The 25,362-nt window shown below is 71.4% G+C and carries 31 protein-coding genes; 7 read left to right on the forward strand and 24 right to left on the reverse strand.

Annotated features, from left to right (window positions below):
* Positions 1–137 precede the first annotated feature (137 nt).
* The 21 genes from OG407_RS07295 to OG407_RS07395 all read right to left on the reverse strand — a co-directional run bounded on the left by OG407_RS07295 (position 138) and on the right by OG407_RS07395 (position 11,587).
* Positions 138–536, reverse strand: a complete 399-nt coding sequence (locus tag OG407_RS07295; protein ID WP_405856142.1) for a holin — start codon at positions 534–536, stop codon at positions 138–140.
* Positions 537–1,066: 530 nt separating this feature from the next.
* Positions 1,067–1,423: a hypothetical protein gene (locus tag OG407_RS07300; protein WP_405856144.1), complete on the reverse strand. Its 357-nt coding sequence runs from the start codon at positions 1,421–1,423 to the stop codon at positions 1,067–1,069.
* A gap of 92 nt (positions 1,424–1,515) precedes the next feature.
* A complete protein-coding gene (locus OG407_RS07305) occupies positions 1,516–1,746 on the reverse strand; it encodes a MerR family transcriptional regulator (RefSeq protein WP_401326657.1) in 231 nt (76 codons plus the stop codon).
* 305 nt (positions 1,747–2,051) lie between these two features.
* Positions 2,052–2,765 (reverse strand): hypothetical protein, encoded by a 714-nt coding sequence (locus OG407_RS07310; protein WP_405856146.1) that lies wholly within the window; start codon positions 2,763–2,765, stop codon positions 2,052–2,054.
* Positions 2,762–3,274: a hypothetical protein gene (locus tag OG407_RS07315; protein WP_405856148.1), complete on the reverse strand. Its 513-nt coding sequence runs from the start codon at positions 3,272–3,274 to the stop codon at positions 2,762–2,764. Before OG407_RS07315 ends, OG407_RS07310 begins: the two co-directional genes overlap by 4 nt.
* Positions 3,271–3,582 carry a hypothetical protein gene (locus OG407_RS07320; protein WP_405856150.1) on the reverse strand — a complete coding sequence of 104 codons (312 nt, stop codon included), beginning with the start codon at positions 3,580–3,582 and terminating at the stop codon, positions 3,271–3,273. The genes OG407_RS07315 and OG407_RS07320 overlap by 4 nt, the downstream gene beginning before the upstream one ends.
* Before the next feature lie 114 nt (positions 3,583–3,696).
* Positions 3,697–3,867: a hypothetical protein gene (locus OG407_RS07325; RefSeq protein ID WP_405856152.1), complete on the reverse strand. Its 171-nt coding sequence runs from the start codon at positions 3,865–3,867 to the stop codon at positions 3,697–3,699.
* Complete coding sequence (locus OG407_RS07330; protein ID WP_405856153.1) at positions 3,864–4,238, reverse strand: hypothetical protein; 375 nt, start codon at positions 4,236–4,238, stop codon at positions 3,864–3,866. The genes OG407_RS07325 and OG407_RS07330 overlap by 4 nt, the downstream gene beginning before the upstream one ends.
* Positions 4,239–4,294: 56 nt before the next feature.
* Positions 4,295–4,642 carry a hypothetical protein gene (locus OG407_RS07335; RefSeq protein ID WP_405856155.1) on the reverse strand — a complete coding sequence of 116 codons (348 nt, stop codon included), beginning with the start codon at positions 4,640–4,642 and terminating at the stop codon, positions 4,295–4,297.
* Positions 4,643–4,665: 23 nt separating this feature from the next.
* Complete coding sequence (locus tag OG407_RS07340) at positions 4,666–6,027, reverse strand: hypothetical protein (protein WP_405856157.1); 1,362 nt, start codon at positions 6,025–6,027, stop codon at positions 4,666–4,668.
* A 6-nt stretch (positions 6,028–6,033) separates the two neighbouring features.
* Complete coding sequence (locus tag OG407_RS07345; protein WP_405856159.1) at positions 6,034–6,276, reverse strand: hypothetical protein; 243 nt, start codon at positions 6,274–6,276, stop codon at positions 6,034–6,036.
* Positions 6,273–6,707: a hypothetical protein gene (locus tag OG407_RS07350; RefSeq protein WP_405856161.1), complete on the reverse strand. Its 435-nt coding sequence runs from the start codon at positions 6,705–6,707 to the stop codon at positions 6,273–6,275. Before OG407_RS07350 ends, OG407_RS07345 begins: the two co-directional genes overlap by 4 nt.
* Before the next feature lie 419 nt (positions 6,708–7,126).
* Complete coding sequence (locus OG407_RS07355) at positions 7,127–7,639, reverse strand: hypothetical protein (protein WP_405856163.1); 513 nt, start codon at positions 7,637–7,639, stop codon at positions 7,127–7,129.
* Positions 7,636–7,959 carry a hypothetical protein gene (locus OG407_RS07360; protein ID WP_405856165.1) on the reverse strand — a complete coding sequence of 108 codons (324 nt, stop codon included), beginning with the start codon at positions 7,957–7,959 and terminating at the stop codon, positions 7,636–7,638. The genes OG407_RS07355 and OG407_RS07360 overlap by 4 nt, the downstream gene beginning before the upstream one ends.
* Positions 7,956–8,555: a hypothetical protein gene (locus OG407_RS07365; protein WP_405856167.1), complete on the reverse strand. Its 600-nt coding sequence runs from the start codon at positions 8,553–8,555 to the stop codon at positions 7,956–7,958. Before OG407_RS07365 ends, OG407_RS07360 begins: the two co-directional genes overlap by 4 nt.
* 81 nt (positions 8,556–8,636) lie before the next feature.
* A complete protein-coding gene (locus OG407_RS07370) occupies positions 8,637–8,939 on the reverse strand; it encodes a hypothetical protein (protein WP_405856169.1) in 303 nt (100 codons plus the stop codon).
* The gene (locus OG407_RS07375) at positions 8,936–9,448 is read right to left on the reverse strand and encodes a hypothetical protein (RefSeq protein ID WP_405856171.1); all 513 of its coding nucleotides are present in this window, start codon (positions 9,446–9,448) and stop codon (positions 8,936–8,938) included. Before OG407_RS07375 ends, OG407_RS07370 begins: the two co-directional genes overlap by 4 nt.
* Positions 9,445–10,122, reverse strand: coding sequence for a hypothetical protein (locus OG407_RS07380; protein WP_405856173.1), 678 nt, complete (start codon positions 10,120–10,122; stop codon positions 9,445–9,447). Before OG407_RS07380 ends, OG407_RS07375 begins: the two co-directional genes overlap by 4 nt.
* Positions 10,119–11,108, reverse strand: a complete 990-nt coding sequence (locus OG407_RS07385) for a hypothetical protein (protein WP_405856174.1) — start codon at positions 11,106–11,108, stop codon at positions 10,119–10,121. Before OG407_RS07385 ends, OG407_RS07380 begins: the two co-directional genes overlap by 4 nt.
* A gap of 90 nt (positions 11,109–11,198) precedes the next feature.
* Positions 11,199–11,366: a hypothetical protein gene (locus tag OG407_RS07390; RefSeq protein WP_405856176.1), complete on the reverse strand. Its 168-nt coding sequence runs from the start codon at positions 11,364–11,366 to the stop codon at positions 11,199–11,201.
* A complete protein-coding gene (locus OG407_RS07395; RefSeq protein ID WP_405856178.1) occupies positions 11,363–11,587 on the reverse strand; it encodes a helix-turn-helix domain-containing protein in 225 nt (74 codons plus the stop codon). The genes OG407_RS07390 and OG407_RS07395 overlap by 4 nt, the downstream gene beginning before the upstream one ends.
* A gap of 174 nt (positions 11,588–11,761) precedes the next feature.
* Here OG407_RS07395 and OG407_RS07400 point away from each other — a divergent pair, with 174 nt between their 5' ends.
* Entirely contained in the window at positions 11,762–12,565 is an 804-nt protein-coding gene (locus tag OG407_RS07400; protein ID WP_405856180.1) for a hypothetical protein, read from the forward strand.
* Between the two features lie 192 nt (positions 12,566–12,757).
* The gene (locus OG407_RS07405) at positions 12,758–13,273 is read left to right on the forward strand and encodes a hypothetical protein (RefSeq protein WP_405856182.1); all 516 of its coding nucleotides are present in this window, start codon (positions 12,758–12,760) and stop codon (positions 13,271–13,273) included.
* Between the two features lie 18 nt (positions 13,274–13,291).
* Here OG407_RS07405 and OG407_RS07410 read toward each other — a convergent pair whose 3' ends face one another.
* Both OG407_RS07410 and OG407_RS07415 read right to left on the reverse strand, forming a co-directional pair.
* Entirely contained in the window at positions 13,292–14,785 is a 1,494-nt protein-coding gene (locus tag OG407_RS07410; RefSeq protein ID WP_405856184.1) for a recombinase family protein, read from the reverse strand.
* Positions 14,786–15,037: 252 nt separating this feature from the next.
* Positions 15,038–15,820: a DUF899 family protein gene (locus OG407_RS07415; RefSeq protein ID WP_405856186.1), complete on the reverse strand. Its 783-nt coding sequence runs from the start codon at positions 15,818–15,820 to the stop codon at positions 15,038–15,040.
* 249 nt (positions 15,821–16,069) lie between these two features.
* On the opposite strand from OG407_RS07415, the gene OG407_RS07420 reads away from it, so the two are divergent.
* The 4 genes from OG407_RS07420 (at position 16,070) to OG407_RS07435 (ending at position 20,420) form a co-directional block, all read left to right on the forward strand.
* Positions 16,070–17,266: a cytochrome P450 gene (locus OG407_RS07420; protein ID WP_405856188.1), complete on the forward strand. Its 1,197-nt coding sequence runs from the start codon at positions 16,070–16,072 to the stop codon at positions 17,264–17,266.
* A 156-nt stretch (positions 17,267–17,422) separates the two neighbouring features.
* Positions 17,423–18,646, forward strand: a complete 1,224-nt coding sequence (locus tag OG407_RS07425; protein WP_405856190.1) for a cytochrome P450 — start codon at positions 17,423–17,425, stop codon at positions 18,644–18,646.
* 149 nt (positions 18,647–18,795) lie between these two features.
* Complete coding sequence (locus OG407_RS07430; protein ID WP_405856192.1) at positions 18,796–19,575, forward strand: polysaccharide deacetylase family protein; 780 nt, start codon at positions 18,796–18,798, stop codon at positions 19,573–19,575.
* A 185-nt stretch (positions 19,576–19,760) separates the two neighbouring features.
* Positions 19,761–20,420 carry a YceI family protein gene (locus OG407_RS07435; RefSeq protein ID WP_405856194.1) on the forward strand — a complete coding sequence of 220 codons (660 nt, stop codon included), beginning with the start codon at positions 19,761–19,763 and terminating at the stop codon, positions 20,418–20,420.
* A 114-nt stretch (positions 20,421–20,534) separates the two neighbouring features.
* Here the strand turns inward: OG407_RS07435 and OG407_RS07440 are convergent, their stop codons facing one another.
* Complete coding sequence (locus OG407_RS07440) at positions 20,535–22,142, reverse strand: amidohydrolase (protein WP_405856196.1); 1,608 nt, start codon at positions 22,140–22,142, stop codon at positions 20,535–20,537.
* A 303-nt stretch (positions 22,143–22,445) separates the two neighbouring features.
* Here OG407_RS07440 and OG407_RS07445 point away from each other — a divergent pair, with 303 nt between their 5' ends.
* Complete coding sequence (locus OG407_RS07445; RefSeq protein ID WP_405856198.1) at positions 22,446–25,322, forward strand: AAA family ATPase; 2,877 nt, start codon at positions 22,446–22,448, stop codon at positions 25,320–25,322.
* Positions 25,323–25,362: the final 40 nt, after the last annotated feature.

Here is a 25,362-nt window from a genome sequence, read left to right on the forward strand (position 1 = left end):
GATTGCAGTGACGTTCTGTTACGGCGGGCGCCCGGATACGGCGGTTCCCGATACCTGTCAGCGCGAGGGGGGGCTCCCCCCCGCGTTCCGAGGGGCCCCCTCCCCAGAAATCCGGGGCCCCCTCCCCTCACTCTCCGTCAGAACGGTGGGACGTCGTTCCATCCCGCAGGTTGATGCCGACCTGTCTCCTTCGAGTGGCACGGGTGGCACAGGCCTCGGCCGTGACGCGGGTCGTGGTCGTCCCAGCCCCGGTCGACCAGCTCGCGCTTGGACAGCGGCCAGTGGTCGGCGTGCTCGCTCGGCGCACCGCACGGTGAGCCGTGCCCGTGTGTCTCGTCGCCGCACACGCACGCCGGATCGCGGGCGAGGACGCCGGCACGGAAGCGGTCGCGGTGCTCGGCGCCGTAGCCCTGTGCCGTCGAGGAGGGACGTGCACGGCGTGAACGGCCCAGGCACTGGGCGCACTTGGCCGAGCCGCGCACGGGCGTGCCCGGGCATGAGCCGGTCGAGCATGGGCGCGGTGCGCGGGTGGGCATGGCTACTCCCTCGTCCTGCACGTATGCCCAGGTCAGAGCGCTGTGACTGTTGCACATAGGCAACGGTTTGGTGGGCGCACCCGCATGTACCCAGGCGGTCAGCAAATGTCGCACACCGCACGGGAGTGGCAACGCTCTGACCTGCACGTTTACGCAGTGCGCTGCATCGTTGCAGGTCAGCGGCGTTCGGTGCCGATGATGCGGGGGTCGGCGAGCAGATCGGTCAGGCTGGGGCTGCACCCCTGCTCTGACACCCCATCGGGAGTTGCACGTTTGTGCAGGTCAGGGGGTTGCGTCTCGTGTGCGGTGTGCGTGATTTGGCCTCGCGTCCACCATGTACGGACCAGGCGGGCAAACCGTGCAGGGTCACGCGCCATCGGGGTGTGCGGTTCCTTCCCGGGCCGGGCGGCCGCCGCGGTGTTCAGGTCCTCGCGGCGGCCGCCGGTGCCGCCCGGCGCACCTCGGGCGGGTATGGGTGCGGCCCTCGTACCTGGCGGGTACGAGGGCCGCGTGTGGGTGGGTGTGAAGCGTCAGCGCTGGTGCATGTTCATGTCGTCGAGGTGCCAGCTGGTTCTGTTCTTGGTCGACACGGTGCAGACGTAGTTGGAGCGGACCAGGGCGCCGAACCCGTTCTGGCTGTCGACGACCCCGGTGACTGCGAACTTCCAGGGCTTGGCGTTGCTGAGCACCTTGGTCTTGGCGTAGTCGGAGTCCGTGACGCCGGGGAACTGCGCGCTGCCGGGGCTCTTGAGGCGGTTCTTGACGAACTTCTCGCACATGACTTCGGCGTCCGTGTGGGACGGGGTCTTGCTGCCGTTGCCGCCGCATGCGGTGAGGCCGGCGGTGAGCAGCAGTAAGCCGAGAGCGGTGGCGGTGGTGGTGCGCATGGTCCCCCCTGGGATGTGGTTGCTGAGGGGTCATCATGTGCGGCCGGGGCGGTGGCCCGGGCGGGTGTGACGAGACTGTGACGGCCGTGCGGCTACTGGGCGCCGACGAGGCGCAGGGCGCGGCGGCGTGTGGCTTTCTCGGCGCGGGCGATGTCGGGCAGGGCGTAGAGGGGGTGGCCCTGGTCGTCGAGGCCTGCGGGGTCGAGGTGGCCGCGGCTGGCCCATTTGCGTACGGCGGCCGGGGTGACGGTGGCGGGGGTGCCGGTGCCGAACTGGCGCCACTCGGTGGCGTGACGGGCCGCCTGGGCGGTGGTGTAGAGCACGGTCGGCCTCCCCCCGGGATGTGCCGCAGCCCCGGGCCTGGGTGGTCCGGGGCTGCGGTGCGGGCGGGTGGTTTCGGCCCGCGGTTGCCGGGGCGCGAGTCCGGCTGTTCCTGCGCTCGGCGGTTGCCCGCGTCCGTAAATTCCAGGTGGGCACACGTGTGCCACTGGCAGGAGTGTGACGCTGTGTAGGGATCTTTGTCCAGCGGAAACGCGCAGGCCCGCCGCATCGGGGGGACGTGCGGCGGGCCTGTTCGGTGAAGCGCCGACTCGGGCGGCGTGGGTCCAGTGTGGCAGCGGTGGCGCGGTCAGGCGGTGGGCCGGCCGGATTCGGCAGTGTGTTCGAGCAGGTAGGCGGCGGCGTGCTGGTCGTACTCGTCGGGGGTGAGCTGGTGGCCGCAGCCCAGGCAGTGGATGTGCCAGCGGCCGTCGGTGCGGACGAGGGTGCACAGGTCGCAGGCGGGGCAGGGCGCGGCGCGGGGGTGCTGCTGGGGCTGGCTGTGGGTGAGGTGGCGCAGGCGGCGGACGAGGGTGTCGAGGGCGTCGTAGAGGCCTGCGGCGAGGGGCAGGGTGAGGGCGTAGGGGAGGTACGCGGTGAGCCATGCGCACCAGCCGGTGATGCTCTCGCCGTGCCGGGGCCGGGCTTGTTCGCAGGGGCGGGTGTGGGCGGTGCCGTGGGGGTCGCGGTGGGCGGCGGGGTGGTGGTAGGCGATGTGTCCGGCCCAGGCGCCGAGGACGGCGGTGATGGGGGCGGTGCCGTCGTCGTCGGGGCCGTCGGGGTCGTAGCGGCCGGGGCCGAGGAGCGCCAGGACGCGGAGGTCGACGGGCACGGGAGCGACGGCCTGGCCGGTGCCGCCGACGCGTCCTTGAGCGGGCCGTGCCGAGCGGGCGACGAACTCGGAGGCGAGCAGCAGTGCCTGCTCGGGGATCTCGGTGAGCCAGCCGCGCAGCTCGCCGGCGTGCAGCTGGCACAGGTGCTGGCCGTCCGGTGCGGTCCGGGGGCACAGGGGGCACGCGCTCATCGCTGCAAGGCCCGAACGCGAGCGAAGATCTGTTCGATATCGGCGTCGGTGATGCCGGGGTGCTCGCCGAGGGCGTAGCGGAGGCGGACGTCGATCTGCGCGGCGGAGGCGGCCTCAGTCCAGTGGCCGGCCATCTCGCGGGCGCCGTCCGGGTCCAGCTGCGCCTTCAGGGAGCCGCGGGCGACGTTGACGAACGGCTTGCCGGTGTCCGCTCCGGCGACGGCCTCGATGCGCAGGGCGCTGCGTCCGGTCGGCGCGGGCCTGTTCTTGCGGATGTCGAGGACCATGCGCCCGGCGGTGATGGCGTCGATCTTGAGGGAGCGGCGGCACCAGTCGAGGGTCGCGACGTCGGTCTCGGCGTAGGCCGCAGCGGTCATCAGGTCGCGGGCGGTGGTGAGAGTCACCTCGGGAGTGAGGAGTGCTTCGACCTGGCCCCAGCGCAGGAGGCAGGCCGCTTTGCGGGTGGTGGGGTCGATGGTGGAGCGGATCCAGGCAATGTCGTCGGTCATGGGGTGGGGGCTCCGGTGTAGGTGTGGCAGTGGCCGCAGTAGCCGTAGCGCTTGTCCTCGGGGTGGCGGGAGGAGCGGCGGCAGCGGGGGCACAGGAAGGGCAACGGGCCGTAGTGCTCTTCGAGTTGCTCGACGATGTGGGCCTCGGTGCGCCCGCCGACGAGGGCGATCTGCAGGGGTGGCAGGCCGAGTTCGGAGAGGTTGATCTTGATTGGCTCGTCGGCCATGAGGCGGGTCACGTTCTCGCCGGATAGGCCCAGAAGGATGACGGGCCGGCCGAGTGAGTCGCGGAGTGCGGCCTTGATCATGATCGTTCTTTCCGGCCGGGGATGTCCGGCCATGGCTACTGGTTAGTAATACCTGCATGGTCCCGCGTGCCTGCGTTCGCGCGCGCGGAACGCAGGCGCGTGCGCGCGCGAGGCTCAGTCCTTCCGGGGGCGGTAGTGGTCGTAGAGGGCGTTGAGGACGCCGACGAGGGCGAGGAGGAGCACGGTGAGGGTGGCGACGAGGGCGATGGCCCAGGCCCAGTAGGCGTGGACGAGGACGGCGAGGGTGGCGATCGCCTCGACGAGGAGGGTTCCGTTGCTGCTCATCTGCGGGCTCGGCGGGTGCGGAGTTCGGAGGCGGTCTCGCGGGCGAGTGCGCCGGCGCCTATGAGGGCGGTGAGTGCCCAGCCCAGGCCGCCGTGTGTGAGGCAGGCGAGGCCTGCGAGGAGGCAGGTGAGGGCGAGGAGGGCGGTGAAGGCGATCGATGCGCGGCTGGGGGGTGGGCAGGTGCAGCGGCGGGCGGCGGCCGCGGCGAGGGTGGTGACGGTGTAGCCGTAGCTGGTGAGGCTGGCCTCGACGTGTGCGGCGGCCTCGGTGGTGTGGAAGGTGGCGGCGGGGTCGCTGTTGATCCAGTAGTCGTCGAGGGCGGCGGCCATGGCGTCCTGGGGTGTGACGGGCAGGATCGGTTGGTGGGTCACTGGGGTGGCTCCGGGGTGGAAGGTCGCGTATGGGGCGTGGTGCTGCTCGCGTCGGGTCATCGGGGCCGCCAGGGGGTGGGGCGTACGCCGGTGAGGGCGCGGCCGGCGGTGCGTCGTGCTGCTGCTGCGCGTCTGCGCACCCGGGCCCGGGCGACGGGGCAGGAGGCGAAGTGCGGTTTGCGCAGTACCTCGCGCTCCTCGGCGGCGGGCCGGTCGCTGCTGAGCTGGCGCGTCCAGTAGATCGACTCCCGGACGCTCACGGCCTGGTTGCCGGCGGGGTCCTCGGCCGGGTCTATGGCGATGATCCGGCGGTGCTTGGTGGTGAGGGCGTAGAGGACGCTGCGGCCGCAGTCGTCGCAGGTGCCGAAGCCTGTTTTGGTCCGGCGGGTGGGGCTCTCGTACATGGCAGGTCGGGTCTCCGTTCGGGTCAGGCGGTGGCTCTGCAGGTGGCGCAGCGTCCGGTGGGCAGGGGTGTGCGGGCGGGGCGCTGGCACTCGGTGCACTCGTGGCGTGCGCCGGTATGGGGCGGGTGGGCGGCGCGCTGGCGCTCGAGGGCCCGGGCCTGGTCGATCTCGGCGCAGGTCTTGCAGGGCGTGCCGGTGTGGGCGAGGAAGCCCCAGTGGCAGCCGGTCATGCCGCAGCGGGAGCGGACGGGAAGGACGGCGCCCAGCAGCCAGCGGCCTGGGTCGGTGATCGTCTCGGTGGGTGTCCAGGCGCGGAGGCGGGCGACCTGGTCGCGGATCTCGTCGGGCCAGATGCCGGAGTCGAGCTGGGCACCGATCTCGCGGGCGATGCGTCGGGCGGTGTAGGGCGTGCACTGGGCGAGGAGGTCGCGCACGGGCTCCAGGACGGCCCAGACGCGGGGGCTGAGGGTCAGCTCAGGTCCGGCGTACGCGGGGCGCTCCAGGGGGCGCACAGGGGGCGCGGGCCGGAACGTCGCAGCGACCGAAGCGACCGGGCGGCCGGAGTTGTCCACAGGTCCCGCGACCCACTTACGGTCATCTCGCCTACGGCGGAAAGCCCCACCGACCTGCGTGGTTCTCTCGTCAGTCAGTTCTGGGTCTTCCTTAGACGCGAGGGATCCGCCATTCGTGTCCGCACCCGATCCGCCATCTGTGTCCGGTGGGAGGGGCTCGTCGGTGACGAGGTGGAGCGGGTGATCGTGGGTCTCGTACTCGTGGCGGCCGTGGTCCCCGGTGCGCCGGTGGACGGTGATCCAGCCGAGGTCCTCGAGCTCGTCGGTCATACGGCGGGCCGAGCGCTCGCTGACGTCCAGGAGGCCGGCGAGCTCGGCGGCCGTGACGGGCGTCCTGGTCGCCACGGCGTACGCGAGGGCGCAGTACAGGACGAACAGGGGATGCCTCAGCGCCTTGGCTGCGAGGACGGACACGAACGCGAAGCGCTCGCCACGCGCGAGGCCTCGGGTGTGGCGCTCGGCGGTCTCGCCGTCGCCTGCGCCGTCGGTGTGCCGGACGGTCGTCAGCTCGGGGATGCCGTCCGGGCCGGGCGCGGACAGCTCGGCGAGGAACCTCTCTGCGGTGCGCTTGGAGTCGCCCATGTACCCGGCGAGGGTGAGCACGCCGGCGCGGCAGCCGTCCGCACGCTGGGCGAGCGCGGTCACCTGGGCGTGGTACGCGACCGCGCCGGCGGAGTAACGGCCGGTCCCCCACACCCGCTTGGGCACCTTCACCTTCTGCCGGTACCAGGGCGGCTCGGCCTGCCCGCGGACAGCACTACCGGCCCCGCCGCTGCTGCGGCGGGGCTCGGCGGGGCGCGCGGGCTGGTGCACGGTGTCCTAGCTGGTGTCGTCGGGCGGTCCGTCGCCCGAGGGGACGGTGTAGGTGGCGCCACACGGGGCCTGGCGGATGCCGGGGAAGATGTGGCGGTGCATCGAGCCGCAGCCGGTCGGGCCGTCGCAGTGCACGGCGTACTCGGTGCGGCCCTGGGTGCGGATGGGCTCGACCTCGGCGGCCGCGGGGCCGCCGTAGGAGGGCGGGTCGTCGGGCAGCAGCGCTAACTGCGCCTGGTCGCCGCTCACTTGGGCAACTCGCCGGTATGCGGGGGCTCCGTACGGGCGGCCGCGGTCGGCAGGGTGAGGGTGATCGGCCGCGCCATCTGGGTCTGGTGGCCCGGGGCGAGCGGCGGACGGTGGATGTAGCCCTGCCGCTGCAGGTCCCGCAGCGAGAGCTTCACCAGGCGCGGCGTGACGTCGGTCAGACGGGCCAGGGGCTTCAGGTACTGCACGCCGTCCTCGGGCAGGTAGCCCGAGGCGCCGGCGTAGTGGGCCAGGACGAGTGCGACCAGGCGCGCGTCGCGGTAGAGGTCGCCGGACAAGACAGCCTCCTCCCAGCGGTGGCGGTCGTACGGCGCTTCCGGCTCAGGTGCCGCCTCGGGTGCCGGGACGGGGTCCGCGGGCGGGCGGTGGGCGGCGGCGAGGTCGCCGGGGGTGGGTGCCGATCTGGTCTGCATGTGGGTCCTTACGCAAGGGTCAGGAGGAGGGCGGGCAGCGCGGCCGGGCTGTGCCGGTCGCAGCGCCAACCGCACGGATACAGGCGGGCGTAGGTCAGGTCGTGCGGCAGCCGGGGCACATCGCACGCGCCCGGGCGCCGACGTCGACGGCGTCGACGGACAGGGGTGGGCGGCCCGCCCCGACGGGGGCTCAGGGCGGGCCGCCCGGTCATCGGCCAGCCCCGGTGGGCGCGGCGGCCGGGCTCGGCGTCGGCGCTGTGGCGGACGGGGTGCAGCCGAGCACCGCGCACAGCAGCGCCACGGAGAGCAGGAACCACGAGCGGTACACAGCAGCCCACTTTCGGTCGAGTGTTCGATACGGGGGATGGGTCCGGCCGCCCCTTGCTGGGGGTGAGCGGCCGGGCGGCCGGACCCGGCTTTCAGGTGCCGGCCGTCGACGGCTCGGCGGCCGCCGTACGGTCGGCCCGGTACAGGTCCATCGAGCGGATGAGGAACCGCTGCCCGGGCTTCAGGTGTCCGGCCGCCAGGTCCTGCCGGTACTGGTGCGCCAGCGTGACGACCGCCTGGTGCACCAGCGTCTCGGCGGACATGCCGCTCTGCGTCAGCACCGCGAGGTCGCGGCGCAGCGCGCGCCACTGGCTCATGTCCATACCGGCCAGCGGATCGGCCACCCGGCGCGGCAGCTGCGCCACCGGCGCGTCCTGCGGCGCACCGCCCGGCGCGGCCTCCTCAACCTCGACCGAACTGACCTGCGGCGCAGCCGCCGTGTCCGGCTCACCGGGCGGTGCATCGTCCGGCGCGGCCGCGGGCTCGTCCCGCAGGTCGCGGCGCACGGTGTCCTTGCCCACCCCGAGCCGCCTCGCAATGGCGCGCTGGCTCAGGCCCTCGGTTCGCAGCTGGCGCACCAGGGTGCGCCGGTCCGTGCGCGTCACTGCGCACCGCCCGTGGCCGGGGTGACGAGCGTGTAGGTGGGGTTCTCATCGGCGGGCACACAGCCGGGCGGCGGTCCGCACACGCAGTGGCCGTCGATGGCGCCCTGGCCGATCGCGCAGGCGCAGTAGATCGGGCCCAGCGGTCCGTCGATGGTCTCGCCGTAGCAGTTGTCGCACTCGCCGGGCTGCCACTCGTCCTGGTCGCCCGGGCACTCGCAGCCGCACACGCAAGCACCACCGCACGAGCAGCGGCACATGCCCTCGCCGCACGGCTCGTCGACGCCCAGCTCGGCGTCGTCGCCGTAGGTGTCCGCGCTCACCGGGCACCGCCGATGTGGACGGGGCGGCCGTCGCGGACGATGGTCAGCCGCTGCGGTCCGGCCTCGAACCAGGGGGTGTAGAGCGGGTCGTCGGAGTCTTCCGACGCGAAGGCGCCGGTCATGCCATCGGCCACATCGTCGTCGACGGTGGCGGGCAGGTTGTGCGTCAGCAGCGCCATGCCCATCAGCCCGTGCCCGGCGTCGTACACGTGGTACGTCTCGCCGAACGCGACCATCTCGCCGGCGGCCTCGTAGTGGACGTGGACCAGGTCGCCGTGGCGTGCCGGGTACCAGGCCGCGCAGGTGAGCTGGGTGTCGCTCTCCTGCAGCGTGAGAATCTCGCCGACGAAGTCGCGGCGGCGCTTGGCCTCCTCGGCCTGGGCGCGCGGGCTCAACTCCTCCACGGCGTCACCCCACACGGCGCCGGCGATCATCTCGGCCAGGCCCTGGGGCGTACCGGACCAGGTGTTTTTGATGGCGGCCGAGTCGGGGTAGCACTCGGCGACCTGCACGGTCATACAGGCGTGGTCGGCGCCCGGGATGAGGTCGTAGAGCGCGCTCGCGATCAGCGCGGTCCTGCCTGCGGTGCTCCGCATGCTGTGTTCCTTCGGTGTTGGTGACCGGGCCGGGCACGGCGGTTGTCAGGGCACGCCGTGCCAGGCCCGGAGACAGAGGGGTCAGGCGCCGGGGCGGCGCGAGGTGACGGTGAGGTGCTTGGGCGCGGGCCGCGGCCGGCCCAGCTGGACATCACGGGCCTGGGCGCGCGCCGCGCGGATGTGGCGGGCGCGGTGCAGCGCGAACTGCACCTCTCCCGGCTGCCAGTCACGCGTCGGGGGCAGCAGCGGCACGGCCTTCCGCCGGGGCTGCACGACGCGGGCGGGCGGCTGCCGGTCGGCGAGCGTCTCGATGCACCCCGCGACCACGAACAGGACCAGCAACGCCAGCAGCGCACTGATGATCAGGATTACGCCGCTCGTCATCGGCCGTTCTCCTCACGCTCGTCGTAGGCGGTCAGGGCGGCATTCAGGGCGGCGGCCCGCTCCCACCGGCTGGCGGGCTGCTTGTCGCAGTCGCACTCCAGACCGCACAGCACGGCGTGCATGCACCGATCGGCGATCGTGTCGGGGTCGGCCAGGTCGTCGACGGCCAGCTCGGCCAGCTCGTCGCCGCTGCACACCGACCAGCCGGTCAGGTGCGACCACTGCACGGTGAGCCCTGCCGTCCGCACCGCGTCGGGGACCAGGTCGTCGTGACCGGGCATCCACTCCACCCGGACGAACAGGTCCTCCTGGCCGTCGAGCGTCTCCACCCGCACGCCGGTCTCGACCGTGTCGGGCAGGACCTCGATCGCGCACAGCGCGCGGTGCACCGCATCCGCGTACGGCAGCTGCGGCAGGGTGGACTCGCCAGCTGAAGCTGACAGCTGGGCGCCGTCGCTGGTGTCCTTCCCGACCGTGGCGGCCGTACGGGTCTCCTCGATGGCGCTCACGCCGCCGCACCCGCTTCCGGCTGCTCGGCCAGACGCTCGCCGATCCACCGCGCGGCCGCGACCACCGTGCGCAGGGGACTCCCGCCGCGGCCGCGGCCGTCGTTCGCGTGCTGGAAGCGCATCGGGCCGCCGTACCCGTACTCGAACCGAGCACCCGTACCTGCCACCGCGAGCGCCGTCCACACCACACCGCGCCGCTCGCCCGTGCCCTTGGTGATCTGCCCGACCACGACGTCCTTGGTGACGGCCTTGACTCCGAGGCGCGTGACCACGAAGTCGTGGGGCTCCGCCTCGGCGGCACGTCCCAGGTTCAGCCACGGCTCCGCCGGCCACAGCAGCAACCCGCGCGCCTTGCGTGGGGGCAGCCCGTAGCCGAGGTGCTGGGTACTGGTGATCGTCTCGCCGGTGTCCCGGGTGTTCTCACCGCTGACCACCTGGGCCGCGCCGCACGAGAGGCACACGATCCGCACGACCGTGGCGTCGTACGTGGGGCCGTGGTCGCAGTACTCCTTGTCAGCGCACGCGTGCTGCACCACCGGCTCGCCGTGGAAGCCGTGACCGCGGCGGTACTCCCTCTCGATGACGCGCACGGACACGTCCCACGCGGGCCTCTTGCAGCCCCGCCGATGCTCGGGCTTCTCCCAGCCCACATAGGTGTCGAGCGGCCCCCTCACGCCGCACCCCCCGCGAGCTCGTCGACGTCGCCGCGCTCGTCCTCGACGTCGGCCGCGTGCGCTGCGGCCAGCTGCTCGGCGTGAGCGTCGGACGCACCGACCCCGTAGCGCGCGTCGAGGTAGGAGGCCTCGTCGTACGCCTGCTCGCCGGGGTCGACGGCGGCGGCCCGGTCGGCGTCCGCGATCTCGTGTCCGGCCCGCGCGAGGGCGTTGACCACGCACACGTCGCAGCAGTACCAGCGCGGGCCGTCGCCCAGGCTGGCGATCTCCAGACGCAACCAACCGACCAGGTCGGACGCCTCGGCCTCGGCCGCCTCACCGCAGCCCGGCGTCGGGCACGTCGCTCGGATGTCGCGGGCCGGGGCGTCGACCAGGCTCGCGAGGGCGGCCCGGTCGTTGCCGCCCACGACGAGGTCGGCGTGGCCGCCGTACGACGACGTGCACTCGATGACCGCGTCCTGGTTGGCGGCGTGCGCGTCCGGCACAGTGACGCGGCGGGTCCAGGTCAGCGTCATCGGGGGGCTGCCGTCGTGCGGAGTCGTGCCGTACTCGAGGGCCGCCGCGACCTCGGCGACGGGCAGCAGGTGCCACCCCGGGCGGCCCTCGATCAGACGGCTCAGCGCCTTCACCTTCCGGTGAGTATCGGCCATCTCGGCGAGCTGGCGGCCGCGCTCGGCCATCTCCGCCTCGTCCTCGGCGTGCGCCTGCTCGGCGGATGCGTCGGCGATGTCTTGGGCCAGCTGCGGATGGAAGAGCAGGCCAGCGTCGGCCTCGGCCTGCGCCAACTCACGCGGGGTCGTCGCACCGCGGGTCATCGCCGCGGTCATGACGCCGGCAGCGGCCTGGACGGGGTCGGCGTACGAGGCACCAGCCGGTACGGGCTGGACCTGGCCGTACGCGGCGAACGCCACGGCGGCCTGGTCCGGTGTCGCAGCGGGCACGCGCTCGGGGGGCATGGGCCCCGGGGTCTGGGATGCTGTGGTCACGGTCGAGCCACTCCTTCAGTAGGTGCGGGGGTGGGTTGTGCCGAGGGGTCGTGCCGGGGTCCAGCCCGGGGCGGCCCCGATCTCATGTGGTCAGGCGGCCATCGGGCGGGCCGACTGCGGCTGCCCGGGCGACCAGCTGGCCGCGGCCCGGGTGTCCAGCCGCAGCAGCGCCCGCAGGCGGTCGATGTCCTCCGGGGACGGGAGCGGCGCGGAATCGACGACGTCACGGATGTGCGCCTCGCGCTCCTCGCTCGTCACGCCGCGCTCCCTGAGCGCTCGTCGACGAGTTCGGTGTCCTCGACCTGAAGGGCGGTTTTCAGCGCCGCGTAGACCACAGCCGAGGGCTGCGCCTTGCCCTGTTCGATCTTGTAAATGTTGGAGGACGACCGGTCCACGGCGCCCGCGAGAGCCGCGACCGTCAGGCCGCGCGTTTCGCGGATGTGGCGCAGCTTCGCCCCGTTGATCTTCCGACTGAGCATGGCTCCAATCTATTCCACGCTTGTCCAAGCACAAGACCTACTCGTGGGTAAGTTGGAGATAAGTGGAATCTCGTGGAGTCCAGGAGGGCAGACTTGGCAAAGGACGGCTCTGCGTAACCCCAATGACGTGCACCTTTGGAACAGATTGGAACGCGGCCGATGTACTCTCAGCCCATGACGGCTGATGGAGACGCACTCGTGCGCTTGGGCACCTGCGTGGAACGGCGTATTGCCGAGCTCGGGCTTGAGTACGCCGTCGTCTGCAGAGCCGGCGGCTTCTCAGATGAGACGCTGAGCAAAATCCGTAAGGGCGCGATCCGGGCACGCCCGTCCACGTATCGCAAGCTGGAACGTGCTCTGCGATGGGGGCAGGGATCAGTCGAAGAGATCCTCGCGGGCCGCGATCCCGTTCCCCTAGTCGCGGACGAAGGACTGCAGACCGAGGAACTCGAGCTGCCCCAGTCGTCGACGGACTCGGGCTTCTCGCCGAGCGAGGCCCTGCGCCGCGTTGTGCGCGCCTCAGCACGGGAACTCGGCGTGACCGCGGCTGGCGTCGAGGAGGCACTACGCCTCGTGCGCCAAGATCTCGCGGGCGAGCGCGGCTTCTCCGACCTCGTACGCGAGACACGCCTATCAGCCGGGCTGAGCCTTGCCCAGGTAGCCGCCCGCGCAGTCGACCCCGAGAGCCGGGACCACGTCATCGACGCCGGCTGGCTCGACCGCCTGGAGCGGAATGCGCTCGACCCGGCCGAGCATCCGGAGTACCCGCAACTCGACGCTCTCGCCGATGTGTTGAACCTGGACCTCGGCGAAGTCCAGGAGCGGGCAGGCCGCCAGTTCACCGGCGTGCACACGCTCTGGAGTGATGACGGTCAAGTACGCGGCCTGTCCGGCAAGGAGCTGACGGACCCCGAGGACATCGCAAAGGCTCAGCAGCTGATGCGCCTCTACCGCAAGGCCCCCCGGCGGGATGGCTGAAAAAAAGTCGAACGCTCAACTGGCTTGTGAATCAACGCAGTTGGAAGGCCCTTGACAACGCTGCGTGAGTAAAGTGTGGCCAAAAGTGATTGCCCTGTGCATGATGGTGACCCGCCTGCCAGCGGAGTAGATCACCAGATCCGCGCTGCCCCGCCCCCACGCAGCGGCAGCCACGGTCCACAGGGGGAACTCGTGTCCTACACACCGCACATAGAGGTGCGCTACCGGCTCGCGGAGCGGGGCGAGATTCAAAACGGGCGCACCGCCGACGTGAAAGATCTGCCAGGCGGCCAGGCAGAAATCCTCTTCGATCCGGACCACAGCGGGCCGCTCCTGCCCCTGGCGTTCACACAGCTGTGCACTCACCAAATCGTGCACGGGCAGTGGCGGCAGCGCTGGGCCGGCGGCGACCGCGTGAACGGCACCGCGCAGGGGCTCAGGCTGGCAGTGTCGCGATGGGAACGCGTGCCGGGTCACCAGCTGCCATCCGGGCTGGTCCTCTACGCGGTCGAGGAAGCGGGCAGCTGCCTCTGGCTCATCGACGAGGACGAGTGCACGATGCAGCTCCAGAACGACATGAACGATCTTCTCCTGAGGCTGGCAGGCGACGGGCTCTGGATCCAGATCTGGTTCAGGCATCACGGCGCAGCCCTCGACGCCGGAGCCGCTGTGCTCCTGCCGTCCGCCGCGGTGCCAGCACTCGCATAACCTCGGCGCGCTGATGCGCTAGCCGGTGCGGCGATACTCCAGGCGCTCCAGGATGGGCTGGTAACGGCCCCTCCTGGGGCTGGGGTGGACGTACAGCCGACCGAGCAGACCGGGCTGGAGAACGATGCGGGCCACGTCCCGACGCGCGGTGACAGGCGCCTCGTGCCAGGACTCCCAGACGTTCACGCCGGGCCGGATCATGTTCAGGACCGCCGGAGGCAGGCTCAGGCTCCGTTCCCGCGACTCCAGTTGCTGGACCTCCGCCTCTTTCTCTTCCAGCGAGTTGGCAAAAATAAGCGCCTGCGCAACGGTCGCGGCCTTGGCCTGCCGGAACATGTCGCGTTCCGTGCGGGCCTGCGCCAACTGGTTCTGCACGGACCGCAGTTCCTCGTCGTCGCCATCGGACCTCGCCAGCAGCTTGTAGAGGTCCTTGCGCGCGAGGTAGCGCAGGAGCGTGCCGGGCCTGGGCGTCACCGTCTTGTCCTCATTGACCACCTCGCCACCGATGACGAGGTCGTCCACCGGCGCCTTCTGGATACGCAGCCAGCATCCGGTGCACTGGTAGGCGACGTCGTGCTTCACCTTCGTGATTGGGCCGTCGCAGCGGCCGCACCACATGTTCCCGGTCAGCACGTGGGTGGCGCGCCCCGTGCGCGTGGTGCGCCGGTCGGGTGCGTTGAGGATCTGCTGCACAGCCCAGAACCGTGCCACGGGCACAAACCCCGTCCAGATGCCGTCGTAGACCTGGCCGCGGTACAGGCGCAGTCCCGCGTACGCGTGCCGAGTCGCCGACTGCCTCAGGTGCTCACGGGAGAACGGCCGCCCCGACAGGTTGAGATAGCCGGCCTTCTCGAAGCGTCGCTCGATGTCGGTCACGCTGTGCCCCTTCTCCAGGAGCCGGAACAGCTCGCGAAACGGCTCGCTGCGCTCGGGGTTCTCCACCCAGTCCACCAGGTCGCCCGTCGTGGCGTCGTAGACGGGCATGAGGCCGTCCGGGGGAGCCGCATGGGGGTGGCCGATGGTGGCCTGATAGGCAGCAGTGCCGTACGTACGCACGTGGGTTTTGTACGACTCGTACTCCGAGTCCACGGCGTCCTCGAGCAGCGACTTACGGTCGCGCCCGTTGCTGGGGTCGTACATCCGCTCATGGGTGGTGACCCAGATCAGGACCTGTTTCTCTTCCAGCAGGTCGATGAAAGAGGCCCACTCGCCGACCTTCCTGGAGCCGCGGGAGGACTCCCAGAGCATCAGGACGTTGGCACCGAAGCGGCTCTCAAGCCCGGTGGGGCCCGAGGCTATGTCACCCACGAGCTTCTCAAAATCATCGCGACGCTTCTTCGCGTAGCGGGACGCGCTGAGCCCGTCGTCGATGTACGGCTCGCCCTGCAGGCTGATGTCGTTCTCCGCGGCCGCTCTCGCGTTATCGGCTCCCTGCCGTGCGAGGCTGGTGCCTCCCTTGGCGTTGGACAGCCGGCGGTACTCACGGCCGATCAAGGGCCCCGTCTTTTTCATGCCCCCCAGTAAGCCTGCCCTTGTGGCCCTTTAGCAAGACGCTTCGTTCGCTCCAAACCATGGCCAGAACAAGGTTCTTGGGGTGCCTTTGCGTTCGGCGTCGCCGATCACATCGAGGCCGTGTGTCTCGACCTGGAGCTGCCGGGACTGGGAAGTCTGGGAGGAGTCCGTCATCGTCGACCTACCTGTCTAGACGTGTTCAGTCGAGGCTAGGTGCGGGGGTGACGGGCGTCAAGGGGAGGCGTGGGCGTGTCAGTGGCAGTCGCCGTGTCGGCCGAGGGTCTCCACGGGGGTCGCGCCGGGGCGGATCCACTGCGGGACGGGACGGCTGGTCCCGCCCCAGGTGGCGTTCCCGTCGGCGTCCGAGCGCCAGTACCAGCAGGCGTCGCGGCCGGGCGGGTAGCCCTCGGGGTTGTCCTGCCAGGCCTCGCCGCGGCCGTAGGGCGTCATGTCGAGCAGGGCGAGGGAGCCGTTCACGGGCTCGTTGCCGCGGCCCGTCGTGGAGTAGGTGAGGAACACGCGGTCGCCGTCGCGCAGGAAGGCGAGGATGTGCCCCATTCCGCCGCCGATCGGCGCGTCCAGGCCCCGCACCGAGTACCAGGGCTCGGTGTAGCCCATGAACTCGACGTACGGAGCCACCTCGTCCCACGCGCCCGTGGTCAGGACGGCGTACGAGACGCCCCGGGCGTTGAGGTAGACGGCGTCCTTCATGTGCCAGGCCGTGGTGGTGCAGCCCTCGCACTGACCCTGGTGCGGAGCGTGGTCGTGCCACATGTGCTGGTACACCACCAGTTCGTCGCGCCCCTGGAACAGGTCGAGGAACGGGACCGGTCCGTCGGCGCCGACGACCTCGGCCTTCCCGTCGAGCTCGACCATCGGCAGCCGCCGCCGGGCCGCGGCGATCGCGTCCCCCTCACGGGTGTGCGCCTTCTCCCGGATCAGCAGCTCGTCGCGCGCCGCGTTCCAGGTGGCGATGTCCACGACGGGCGGCTTGCCGGGGAGGTCGCTGCTCGCGGTGCCGGGTGTGGTCGTCATGGGGTCCTCCGTGGTGTGTCGTTTCGAAGTTGTCTCGGGCAGCGTCCTACGACGCGCTACGACGCTCACCGGATCAGACTCCCGGGCCGACCGAAACTCATCGCGGCATCTTGCCCTGTCCGGCTGTTCCGCTCACCGGCACAGCACGCGACACGGCACCGGCCCGTCAGCAGGCTGTTCCCATCGGTCGGGGCGTCACGCGTACCGCACCACGGGTGCCGCGCTTCCGCGATCTCGAAGGGGGCCGCCATGGAGTCGTCCGGGACGCGTCAGGGGTACGGCGAGGCCGCTCGCACTCCGCGCGGAGTCCGTCCCCGCGCCCGCGACACGCTGGCCCTGCTGAGCGCGGAGTTCGACGCGGGGCACGACGTGTGGCGCTCGGCCATGGGCACGGTGTGCGTGGCCGGGCCGGAGTCCGCTCGTGCGGTGCTCGGCAACCGGGACGCCGTAGTCGTCGAGGCGTCCGACTTCTACCGGACCCGGCACGGGGACTTCGGACCCCGTGCGGCGCAGATCCGGATCGGGCGCTCGGCCCGTTCCCTGATACGCCGTCATCTGGACGCGCAGCGCGTGGAGTTGCCCGGTCTGGTCGCCGAACTCCTCGCCCCCAGCGCCCGCTGGCCCGACGCCGGGAACCTGCTCGTCCTCCGCCATCTCCGAGACGTCCTGCTGCACCAGAGCGCTCCGCCCCAACTGCACGTCACCGTCGAGCAGATCGTGCGCCGAGCGGTCCTGGCGGGCGCGCGGCGCCGGCACTCGCCGCCGTCCCGACTGCTTTTCCGGCGGCGGGCGTTGAGCGTGCTGCACGCCGACATACGCGCCCGGCAGCGGGAGTTGGCCCGCTCCCCCGATCCACGTGACCTGCTCGACGTCGTCGTGGACGAGAGCGAACCCGGGGCGGATCCGAGGGACCTCGCCGAGGTCTATCTCTCCTTCCTGTTCGCCACCGTCGGCTCGGTCGGCTTCGCGCTCGGCTGGTCGGTGTATCTGCTCGGCACGCATCCCGACTCCCATACGGCGGAGCCGAGTTGGACGGTTCGGGAGGCGCTTCGGCTGTGGCCGGTGGCGTGGTTGTTCGCGCGGACGCCGAGCCATGCGCAGACGCTCGGCGGGGCGGAGGTGACCCCGCGCGACCTCCTCGCCGTCTGCACCTATCTGGTGCACCGGCATCCTGGGTACTGGGAGCGGCCGGACGAGTTCGTGCCGGAGCGCTGGGCGGCGGCGGTGCCGGACGCGGCGTATCTGCCGTTCGGGTACGGGCCGCACACCTGTGCCGGGGCGACCGTCACCATGCGGCTCCTCGAAGATCTCATCGAACTGATCACCCGTGACTGGCAGTTGTCGGTCACCCAGGACGGCGCCGGTCCCCAGGTGGGCCCGGCGCTCGCTCCACCGCGTTTCACCGCGGTGCTGAGCGCCCGCACCGACTGTCCCGGGAGGAGGTGAACGCGCATGCACGCCCTGTACCTCAAGGCGAAGTCCGTCCTCAACATCCGAGGCTCGTACGGACAGTTCTGGTACCTGTACCACCACATCTGACCGGCCCGGCGCGGGGAACCACCGAGCGGCCGGCTCCCCGCGCCCCACGAGGGGACGCTCATCATGACCACCCCGCAGCACCCCGAGGACTTCCTGCACTCCATCCGTACGCGCAGCGCCGCCGAGGACGGGATCTTCTGGGTCGACGACACCCGGCTCGGTGTGTTCGAGCCGGAGGCGGCGCGCCGGGTCAGTGCCACGAACTGGCGCCGGTTCGTCCTGCACGACCGGCTGATCGACATGCTGCTGCGGCGGCGCAGTCCCGAGGTGCGGTGGAGCCGGATCCGTTCCGCCTGGCTCACCCAACTGCACACGCTGGCCACGGCGGAGCAGCACGGCGCCCTGATCGACCGCATGGAGCGGATCATCGACGAGCGGCTCGGCGAGGACGTGGACCTGGTGATGCTCACCCAGGACGTGGCGCTGCGGTCCATGCTGCCGGTCGCGCTGTCCGGTCTCACCTCCGGCGAGGCCGAACTGGTCCGCCGTGACCTGGAGATGAAGCTGCTGCGGCTCGTCTCGCCCGAGCCGGCCGGGACTTGGCATCATCTGCGGTTCATCGTCGTACAGCTGCGATCCGGGCTCGTGGTGCGCCGGGTGCTGCGGCAGCGCGCGCACGGGAAGCGGAAGCGCGAGCTGGATCTCGCCGATCCGTTCGTCGACCTGTTGCCCCAACTCGGCATGGACCGCGCGCTGGACGTCGTCACCACTGTCCTCACCGCGATCGGCGGGCCGCCGGGCACCGCCGCCGCGAGTCTGCTGTACGAGTTCGTCCGGCATCCCGAGTGGCAGGAGCAACTCGCCGGGGAACTGGGTGCCGTGGACCCGGTGGAGTTCCGTACGGCTCCGACGCACGCGGCCCCGGTGACGCACCGGTTCGTGAAGGAGGTGCTGCGGCTGTGGAGCCCGCCGCTGCTGCTGGTCCGGCGCAACCAGTTCCCCTTCGACTTCGGCAAGACCCGGCTGGAGCCCGGTGATTGGTATCTGCTGAGCCCGCATCTCATCCACCGTGACGAGCGGGTGTGGAAACGGCCGGACGTCTTCGACCCGGACCGTTTCCTGCCGGGCGCGCCGCACGGGCCGGCGGACCGTACCTGTTATGTGCCGTTCGGCTGGGCGCCCAAGAAGTGCGTCGGCGCCAATATCGGGACCGTCCAACTGATGGGCCTGTGCCATCTGTTGTGCACCCGGTACCGGCTGACCGTCGACCACCCCGAGAAGCTCACGATGGCGCTGCGCTTCGCGCCGGTCCCGGAGGACTTCCGCGGGCGTCTCGCGCTGCGGTAGCGAAACCTCTGCGGTGTCCGCTCGTTGAGCGTGCGTCTCGGAACTCCCGCGAAATTGTCCGTGATCCGTAACAGGCGGATCCTCCCCCGCCTTTACGCCGTCCTGACGAGTGCACGGAGTCGATCAAACAGGGCAAGGGCAGGGCTGACATGGCACGGCACGGTGGGCGGGGTTGGTACGGGCGGGTACTCGCGGCGGCGGTCGGGGTGACCGCGGTGGCGGCGGCAACGTCGGTGTGGACCGCGCAGGCCGGTGTCGTCGACAGGCAGGGTGCCGGGGCCTCGCGTCCCTCCGCCGGGAGTTCGGGTCCCGCCCGGATCACCACCGTCTCGGAGGAGATCGTGCACGCCTCCGACAAGGGCGCCCACGCCGTCAACATCACCATCGACGACGGCCCGGACCCGACCTGGACACCGCAGGTGCTCCAAGTACTCAAGGAGTACGGGGTGAAGGCCACCTTCTGCATGATCGGACCCGAGGCCGAGGCCCACCCCGACCTGGTCAAGGCGGTCGTGGCGGCCGGGCACCGGCTGTGCGACCACACGGTCTCGCACGACACCACGATGGACAAGAAGTCCGAGGCCTACCAGTCGCAGGAGATCCTGAACGCCGCGAGCATGATCACCAAGGCGTCGGGGGGCGTACGACCGGAGTACTACCGTGCGCCGGGCGGCGCCTTCACGCCGTACAGTCGGCACCTCGCCGCTTCGCAGGGGATGCGCCCGCTGGGCTGGAACGTCGACTCCAAGGACTTCGAACTCCCGGGCACGGACGCCATCATCGCCACCGTCAAGTCCGAACTGCCCAACGGGCCGACCATCCTGTTCCACGACGCCGGCGGCGACCGCTCGGAGACCGTGGCCGCGCTGCGCGAGATCCTGCCGTGGCTGAAGCAGCAGGGTTATTCGTTCGGATTCCCGGTGCGCTGAACAGTGCCGTGCCGAACAGTGCGCCGAATTGGCAAGCGCTGTTTTTCAGGTGACGAGTATGTGTGGGAAATGTGGTAACGGCTCGCGAGGTGGCGGTATTTAACCGTGTCAGTGCCGATTCGCGCTATCGGGGCCTCACCGCGAAGGCTTGCGGCGATTTCAGGCGTGCAGTAACTACGTGACACATGAACCTGTTCAACCGCGCTGCGCCCCTCCGCCGCTCGGCACCCCCCGCCGCCCCGAGACGCCCCGCCGCCCCACCGGCGTACACCTCCTCCGGCCTGCCCGATCCCGATCTCGCGGAACTGACCGGCGAGTGGATGATCGACCCCGCGCACAGCAGGATCGGCTTCTCCGTCCGGCACGCGATGGTGACGACCGTGCGCGGGTCTTTCGCCGAATACAAAAGCCGGCTCTACTTCGACGGCCGCAATCCCGCCCGTTCGCAGGCGGAGATCGTGGTGTCCACCGGAAGCGTCGACACCGGCGTGGAACAACGCGACGCCCACCTGGTCGGCCGTGACTTTCTGGACTCCGCGACCTTCCCGCGGATGCGGTTCGCCAGTACCGCGGTGCAAATGCCGGGCAACGATCTCTACCGCATGCTCGGCGATCTCACCATCAAGGACGTCACCCGTCCCGTGGTCCTCGAACTCACCTACATCGGCCATGTCACCGACCCCTTCGCCGTCGAGCGCGTCGGCTTCGACGGCACCACCACCATCGACCGTTCCGACTGGGGTCTGACCTACAACTCCCGGCTGGCCGAGGGCGGTGCGATGGTGAGCGAGAAAGTGCGGCTCCAGTTCGACATCGCGGCGATCCGCACGATGCCGACCGCCTGACAAAACGTTTGCTCGCCCGGACGCCGTGTCACTGCGTGCCGGGCGAGTCGTGTGTCCGCAGTCGTTCCTGGTCGTTTCCAGTCGTCTCTTGTCGTTTCCGATCGTGCGGTCTCCCTACCGGGTGACGAGACGGCCGCCGACGATCGTGTGCAGCGGGTTCAGGTCGCGCAGGGCGTCGCTCGGGCAGTCGGCGGGATCCCGGTCCCAGACGGTGAGGTCGGCGAGGCGGCCCGGAGCGAGCGTGCCGCGCAGGTCCTGATCGCCGCACAGGCGGGCCGCGTTGACGGTGTGCAGGGTGAGCGCCTCGTCGTAGGAGATGGCGTGTTCGGGGCCCTTGACGCCGATGACGGTCTGGCGGGTGGTCATGCCGTAGACGGAGCGCATCGCGCCGAACTGGCCGACGGGGAAGTCCGATCCGGCGCTGACCTCGGCGCCCAGGTCGATCCAGCCGCGGGCGGGGAAGAGCCGGGCGACGCGTTCCGGGCCCCAGAAGCCCTCCTCCACCTCGGCGGTGTCGTGCAGCAGGGGCTGCTGGATGGTGACGGGGATGCCCAACTCGACGGCACGCGCCTGCTGTTCGGGACCGGCGAGACCGCCGTGCTCCATCACCAGCGTGCCGGCGGGCAGGCCGGGGTTGCGGGCGAGGACGCGCTCGTAGACGTCCAGGAGGGTGCGGACCGCGCGGTCGCCGTAGGCGTGGGTGCCGACTCGCCAGCCGCGCCGGACCACGGCCTCGACGGCCTCGACCAGTGCGTCGGGCTCCCAGATCAGCGTCCCGGAGAAGGAGTGGTCGCAGGCGTACGGCTCCTCGGTGGCGCCGGCTTCGAGGCCGCCGTCGAGCCCGAACTTCACGCCCCACACCCGCAGCCACGGGTCGGAGCCGTCACGCCAGTCCTCCATGACGTCGAGCAGGTCCTCCACCTGGGCCGCGCTGGTCATGCCGAGCGCTGAAATCAGGGCGCGGACACGGGTGTTGAGGGCGCCGGCCTCGCGGGCGGCCAGGAGGACGGCGTAGTCCTCGGGGGCGACCGCGCAGTCGCGGACGGTGCCGATGCCGGTGGCGGCGTACTGCGCGGACGCCAGGCGCAGTCCGTCGATGCGCTGGGCGCGGTCCGGCGCCGGGACCAGGCGCTCCACCAGGCCCAGCGCGTTGTCCACCAGCCGCCCGTTGAGCCGGCCGTCGGCGTCGCGGCCGATGACACCGCCCGGCGGTACGGGGGTGTCCTCGGTGATGCCCGCCAGGCGCAGCGCGTAGCTGTTGACGATGTCGTTGTGGCCGCCGCGCTTGACCAGGACGGGGTGCCGGTCGGTGGCCTGGTCGAGTTCGGCCGCGGTAGGCATCCGGCGCTCGGCGAGGTTGAGTTCCTGCCAGTTGGTGGTGGTGCGGATCCACTCGCCCTCGGGGGTCACCTTGGCCCGCTGCCGGATCAGGTCCAGGAACTCGGGGATGTCGTGCGCCTGGTGGACGGGCACGTCGTGCGCGCCGAGTGCCGCGTAGATCAGGTGGGTGTGGGTGTCGTCGAACGCGGGCAGCACGGTGGCGCCGGGCAGGTCGTGGACCGTCGTGCGCCCGCCCAGGAGGTGGTCGAACCCGTTCGGGTCGGGCGAGAGGGCCACGATGCGGTCGCCCCGCACGGCCAGCGCCCGCTGCGGCGCCTGGCCGGGCACCCGTGTGTGGATCGCGTTCGCCCGGATCACCAGATCTGCTCCGTGATCAGTCATCGTTCTCTCCCACTTCTTCGCGCCATCCGCTGACCAGGTTTTTGTACGGCCGGACTACCGGTTTGCACACATTTGGCAACTGCAAACGCAGGAAGTACGTCACTGTTGAGGATCTGTACGGAGATTGCACGCCAAACGATCAGTGAAGCGAACTACCGGATCACGGCCGCGGCTCCTTCGCCGACCGGCGACACACCGACCCTCATTGACAAGCCGATTCCGTACCGGTTGTCATGAACACATGCCGAAATATCCGGGGCCCCGACCCGACCCATCCCTGGACTCACCGTGGAAGTACGGTCATTGACCGGGCGCCGCGAGCTGCTCGACACCGCCCGGGCCGAGTTGACGAACCGTCACGGAATGCTCCTCTACGGCCCAGCGGGCATCGGCAAGTCCGTGCTGGTGGCCGCCCTCGTGGCGTCCTCGGCCGCTCAAGTCCGGCCGCCCGGAACGGTGTTGCACTGCTCCCCCGCCCAGGAGGACGCCCGACTCCCGTTCGCCGGTCTCGTCGACCTGTTCGCACGGGTGCCGGAGAGCTGCCTGGCGGCCTTGGCAGCTGAGCCCCAAGGGGCTTTGCGGGCAGCCCTGTTGCGCGGCGAGACACCGGACGGCGACCGGGACCGGCTCGCGATCCGCGTCGCCGTTCTCGACGTACTGCGCGCCCTCGCGGCCACCGGCCCCGTACTGCTGGTCCTCGACGGTCTCCAGTGGCTCGACGCGCCGACCGTCGAGGTGCTCGCCTTCGCGGTACGACGTGTCGAGGGCCTCGGCGTACAGGTGATCGCCGCCGAGCGGGTGGCCGAGGGCGAGCAGCCCGAGCGGACGCACTGCTGCCCGCCCGGCACCGCCGAACTGCCCGTGCCACCCCTGACGGACGACGAGGTGACGCAACTCCTCCCCACCGACCTGCCACCGGCGGTGCTGCGGGCCGTGCAGGACACCGCCGCCGGAAACCCTTGGTACGCACGGGAGTTGGGGCGGGCGGCCCCGCGCGACGGAGCGGCCGTCGGTCTCGGCCGGACGCTTCCCGTACCCCGACGCCTGCGCACCCTGCTCCTGGAACAGGTGCGCACACTGCCCGAACCCGCGCGCCGCACCCTCCTCGTCGCGAGCACCGCCGCCCACCCCACGCTCACGCTGCTGCGTGCCGCCGGGCTGCATGACCCCGCCGCCGACCTCGCGCAGGCGGAGCGGCTCGGGGTCGCGACCGCCGACGCCGAGGGGACCGTGCGCTTCCGGCATCCGCTGATCCGGGCCGCCGTGTACGCCGACGCTCCGGAGCACGACCGCCGGGAGGCGCACGCGCTGCTGGCTCGCCCGGTCACCGAACCCGTGGAGCAGGCACGGCACTTGGCGCTCGCCCACCCGTACGAGGACGAGGCCACCGCCCGCACGCTGATGAACGCGGCCGAGTACGCCCGTCGCGACGGCGCGCCCGACGCCGCCTTCGAGTTGGCCGGGCTCGCGGCCCTGCGTACACCCGACGACCGTCCGATGGAGCGTGCCGACCGGCTGTTGGCGGCGGCCGAATACGCCTGTGACGCCGGGCAGTTGGAGGAGGCGGGGCAGGCGGCCGAGACGGTGCTCGCCGGGTCGGGCTCCGCACGGCAGCGGGTGCGGGCGCGGCTGGTCCTGCTGCGCAACGCCGGGCAGGCGTTGAAGGGTGCGCATGCCCTGATCGAGGAGGGGCTCCGGGACGCCGACGGTGATCCTGAGGCCGAGGCGTGGCTGCACCACTGGGCCGCCGTACGGGGCCTGCTGTGCGGGGAGTTGGAGGACGCGGCCCGGCATGCCCGGCGCGCCGCCCGGCAGGCGGCCCTGGTCGGTGACACGGAGACCCGGATCGGGGCGCTCGCCACGCTCGCCAGGGTGCGTTCCCTGGGCGGCGAACCGGTCGCCGCCGACGTCGCGTTGGAGGAGGCGATCGCGCTCGCCGGTGGCGCCGGTGCCGGGCCGGAGAGCTGGGGGCTGATCCGGATGCGGGCGATCCTCGCCCTGGACTCCGACAAGGTCACCGAGGCCCGGGAGCGGGTCACCGAACTCCTCGCGGAGATAGGGGAGTTCGCCGGGGTCGAGGAGGTCATGGCGACCCTGGTCGCGCTCACCCGGATCCAAGTACGCGCCGGGCACTGCCGGGAGGCCCTGGACACCGCCGCGCGCTGCACACGTGCCGTGGCCGAGACCGGCGTACAGGCTGCTCCGGCGCTGTACGCGGCGGCGCTCGCGGCGACCGCTGGCGGGACCGCCGACGAGGCGCGGCGGCTCGCCGAGCAGGCGGTGCGGGCCTCGGAGGCGGACGGCGACCGGCTGTTCCTGCTCCGCGCGTTGGCGGTGCTGGGGCAGGCCGAGTTGCTCGCCGGTGACCCGCGTGGGGCCGCCGCCGCGGTCGAGGCGCTACAACGCGTCAAGGAACTCGGCGCGGCCATGTCCGCCGCCGATCCGCCCCTGCTGCACTGGTACAGCGACCTGGCCGAGGCCCTGGTCGTGCTGGGCGAGACGGACGCGGCCGGTGCCGTGATCGACGAGGCCCGGAAGCGGGTGTCCGCCGACGCGCCCGGCAGCGTTCTGGCGGCGCTGGAACGGGCGGAGGGGCTGCGCGAGGCGGGCCTCGGCCGGGCGAAGGAAGGGGCGGTACGGCTGCGGGCCGCCGTGGACCTGTTGCGTCAACTCCCTTTGCCCGTGGACCTGGTGCGCACGCTGATCGCACTCGGTGCGGTCGAGCGCCGGGCCCGGCACCGGAACGCCGCACGCACCGCGCTCGGCGAGGCATGGGAGACGGCGACGCGCATCGGCGCCGTTCCGCTGGCGGCGCGGGCCGGGGACGAACTGGCTCGGCTGGAGGCCGGTGACCGGGACGGTGAGGGGCGGCCCGAACTCACGCCCACGGAGGCGCGGGTGGCCGAACTGGTCGGCGGCGGAGCGACCAACAGGGAGGTAGCCGCCGAGCTGTTCATCAGCGTCAAGACGGTCGAGGGCACCCTGTCGCGGGTCTACCGCAAGGTCGGCGTCCGCTCGCGCACCGCGCTCGCCCACGCCATGGCGGTCGCCGTCATCGCGTCCGGCGCGGCGACCGTGAGCGTCGGCGACGACGACCAACAGCAGCTCACGACACCGGCGGTGACGATCAGTCAGCCCGGCCGGGTCCGTACCTCCCGGACGCTCGACAACCGCCGCTGACCTGTCATCCGCGGTTCACGTGACATCCGCAGTTAACACG

The organism is Streptomyces sp. NBC_01515, assembly GCF_045040345.1.
Classification (GTDB): domain Bacteria; phylum Actinomycetota; class Actinomycetes; order Streptomycetales; family Streptomycetaceae; genus Streptomyces.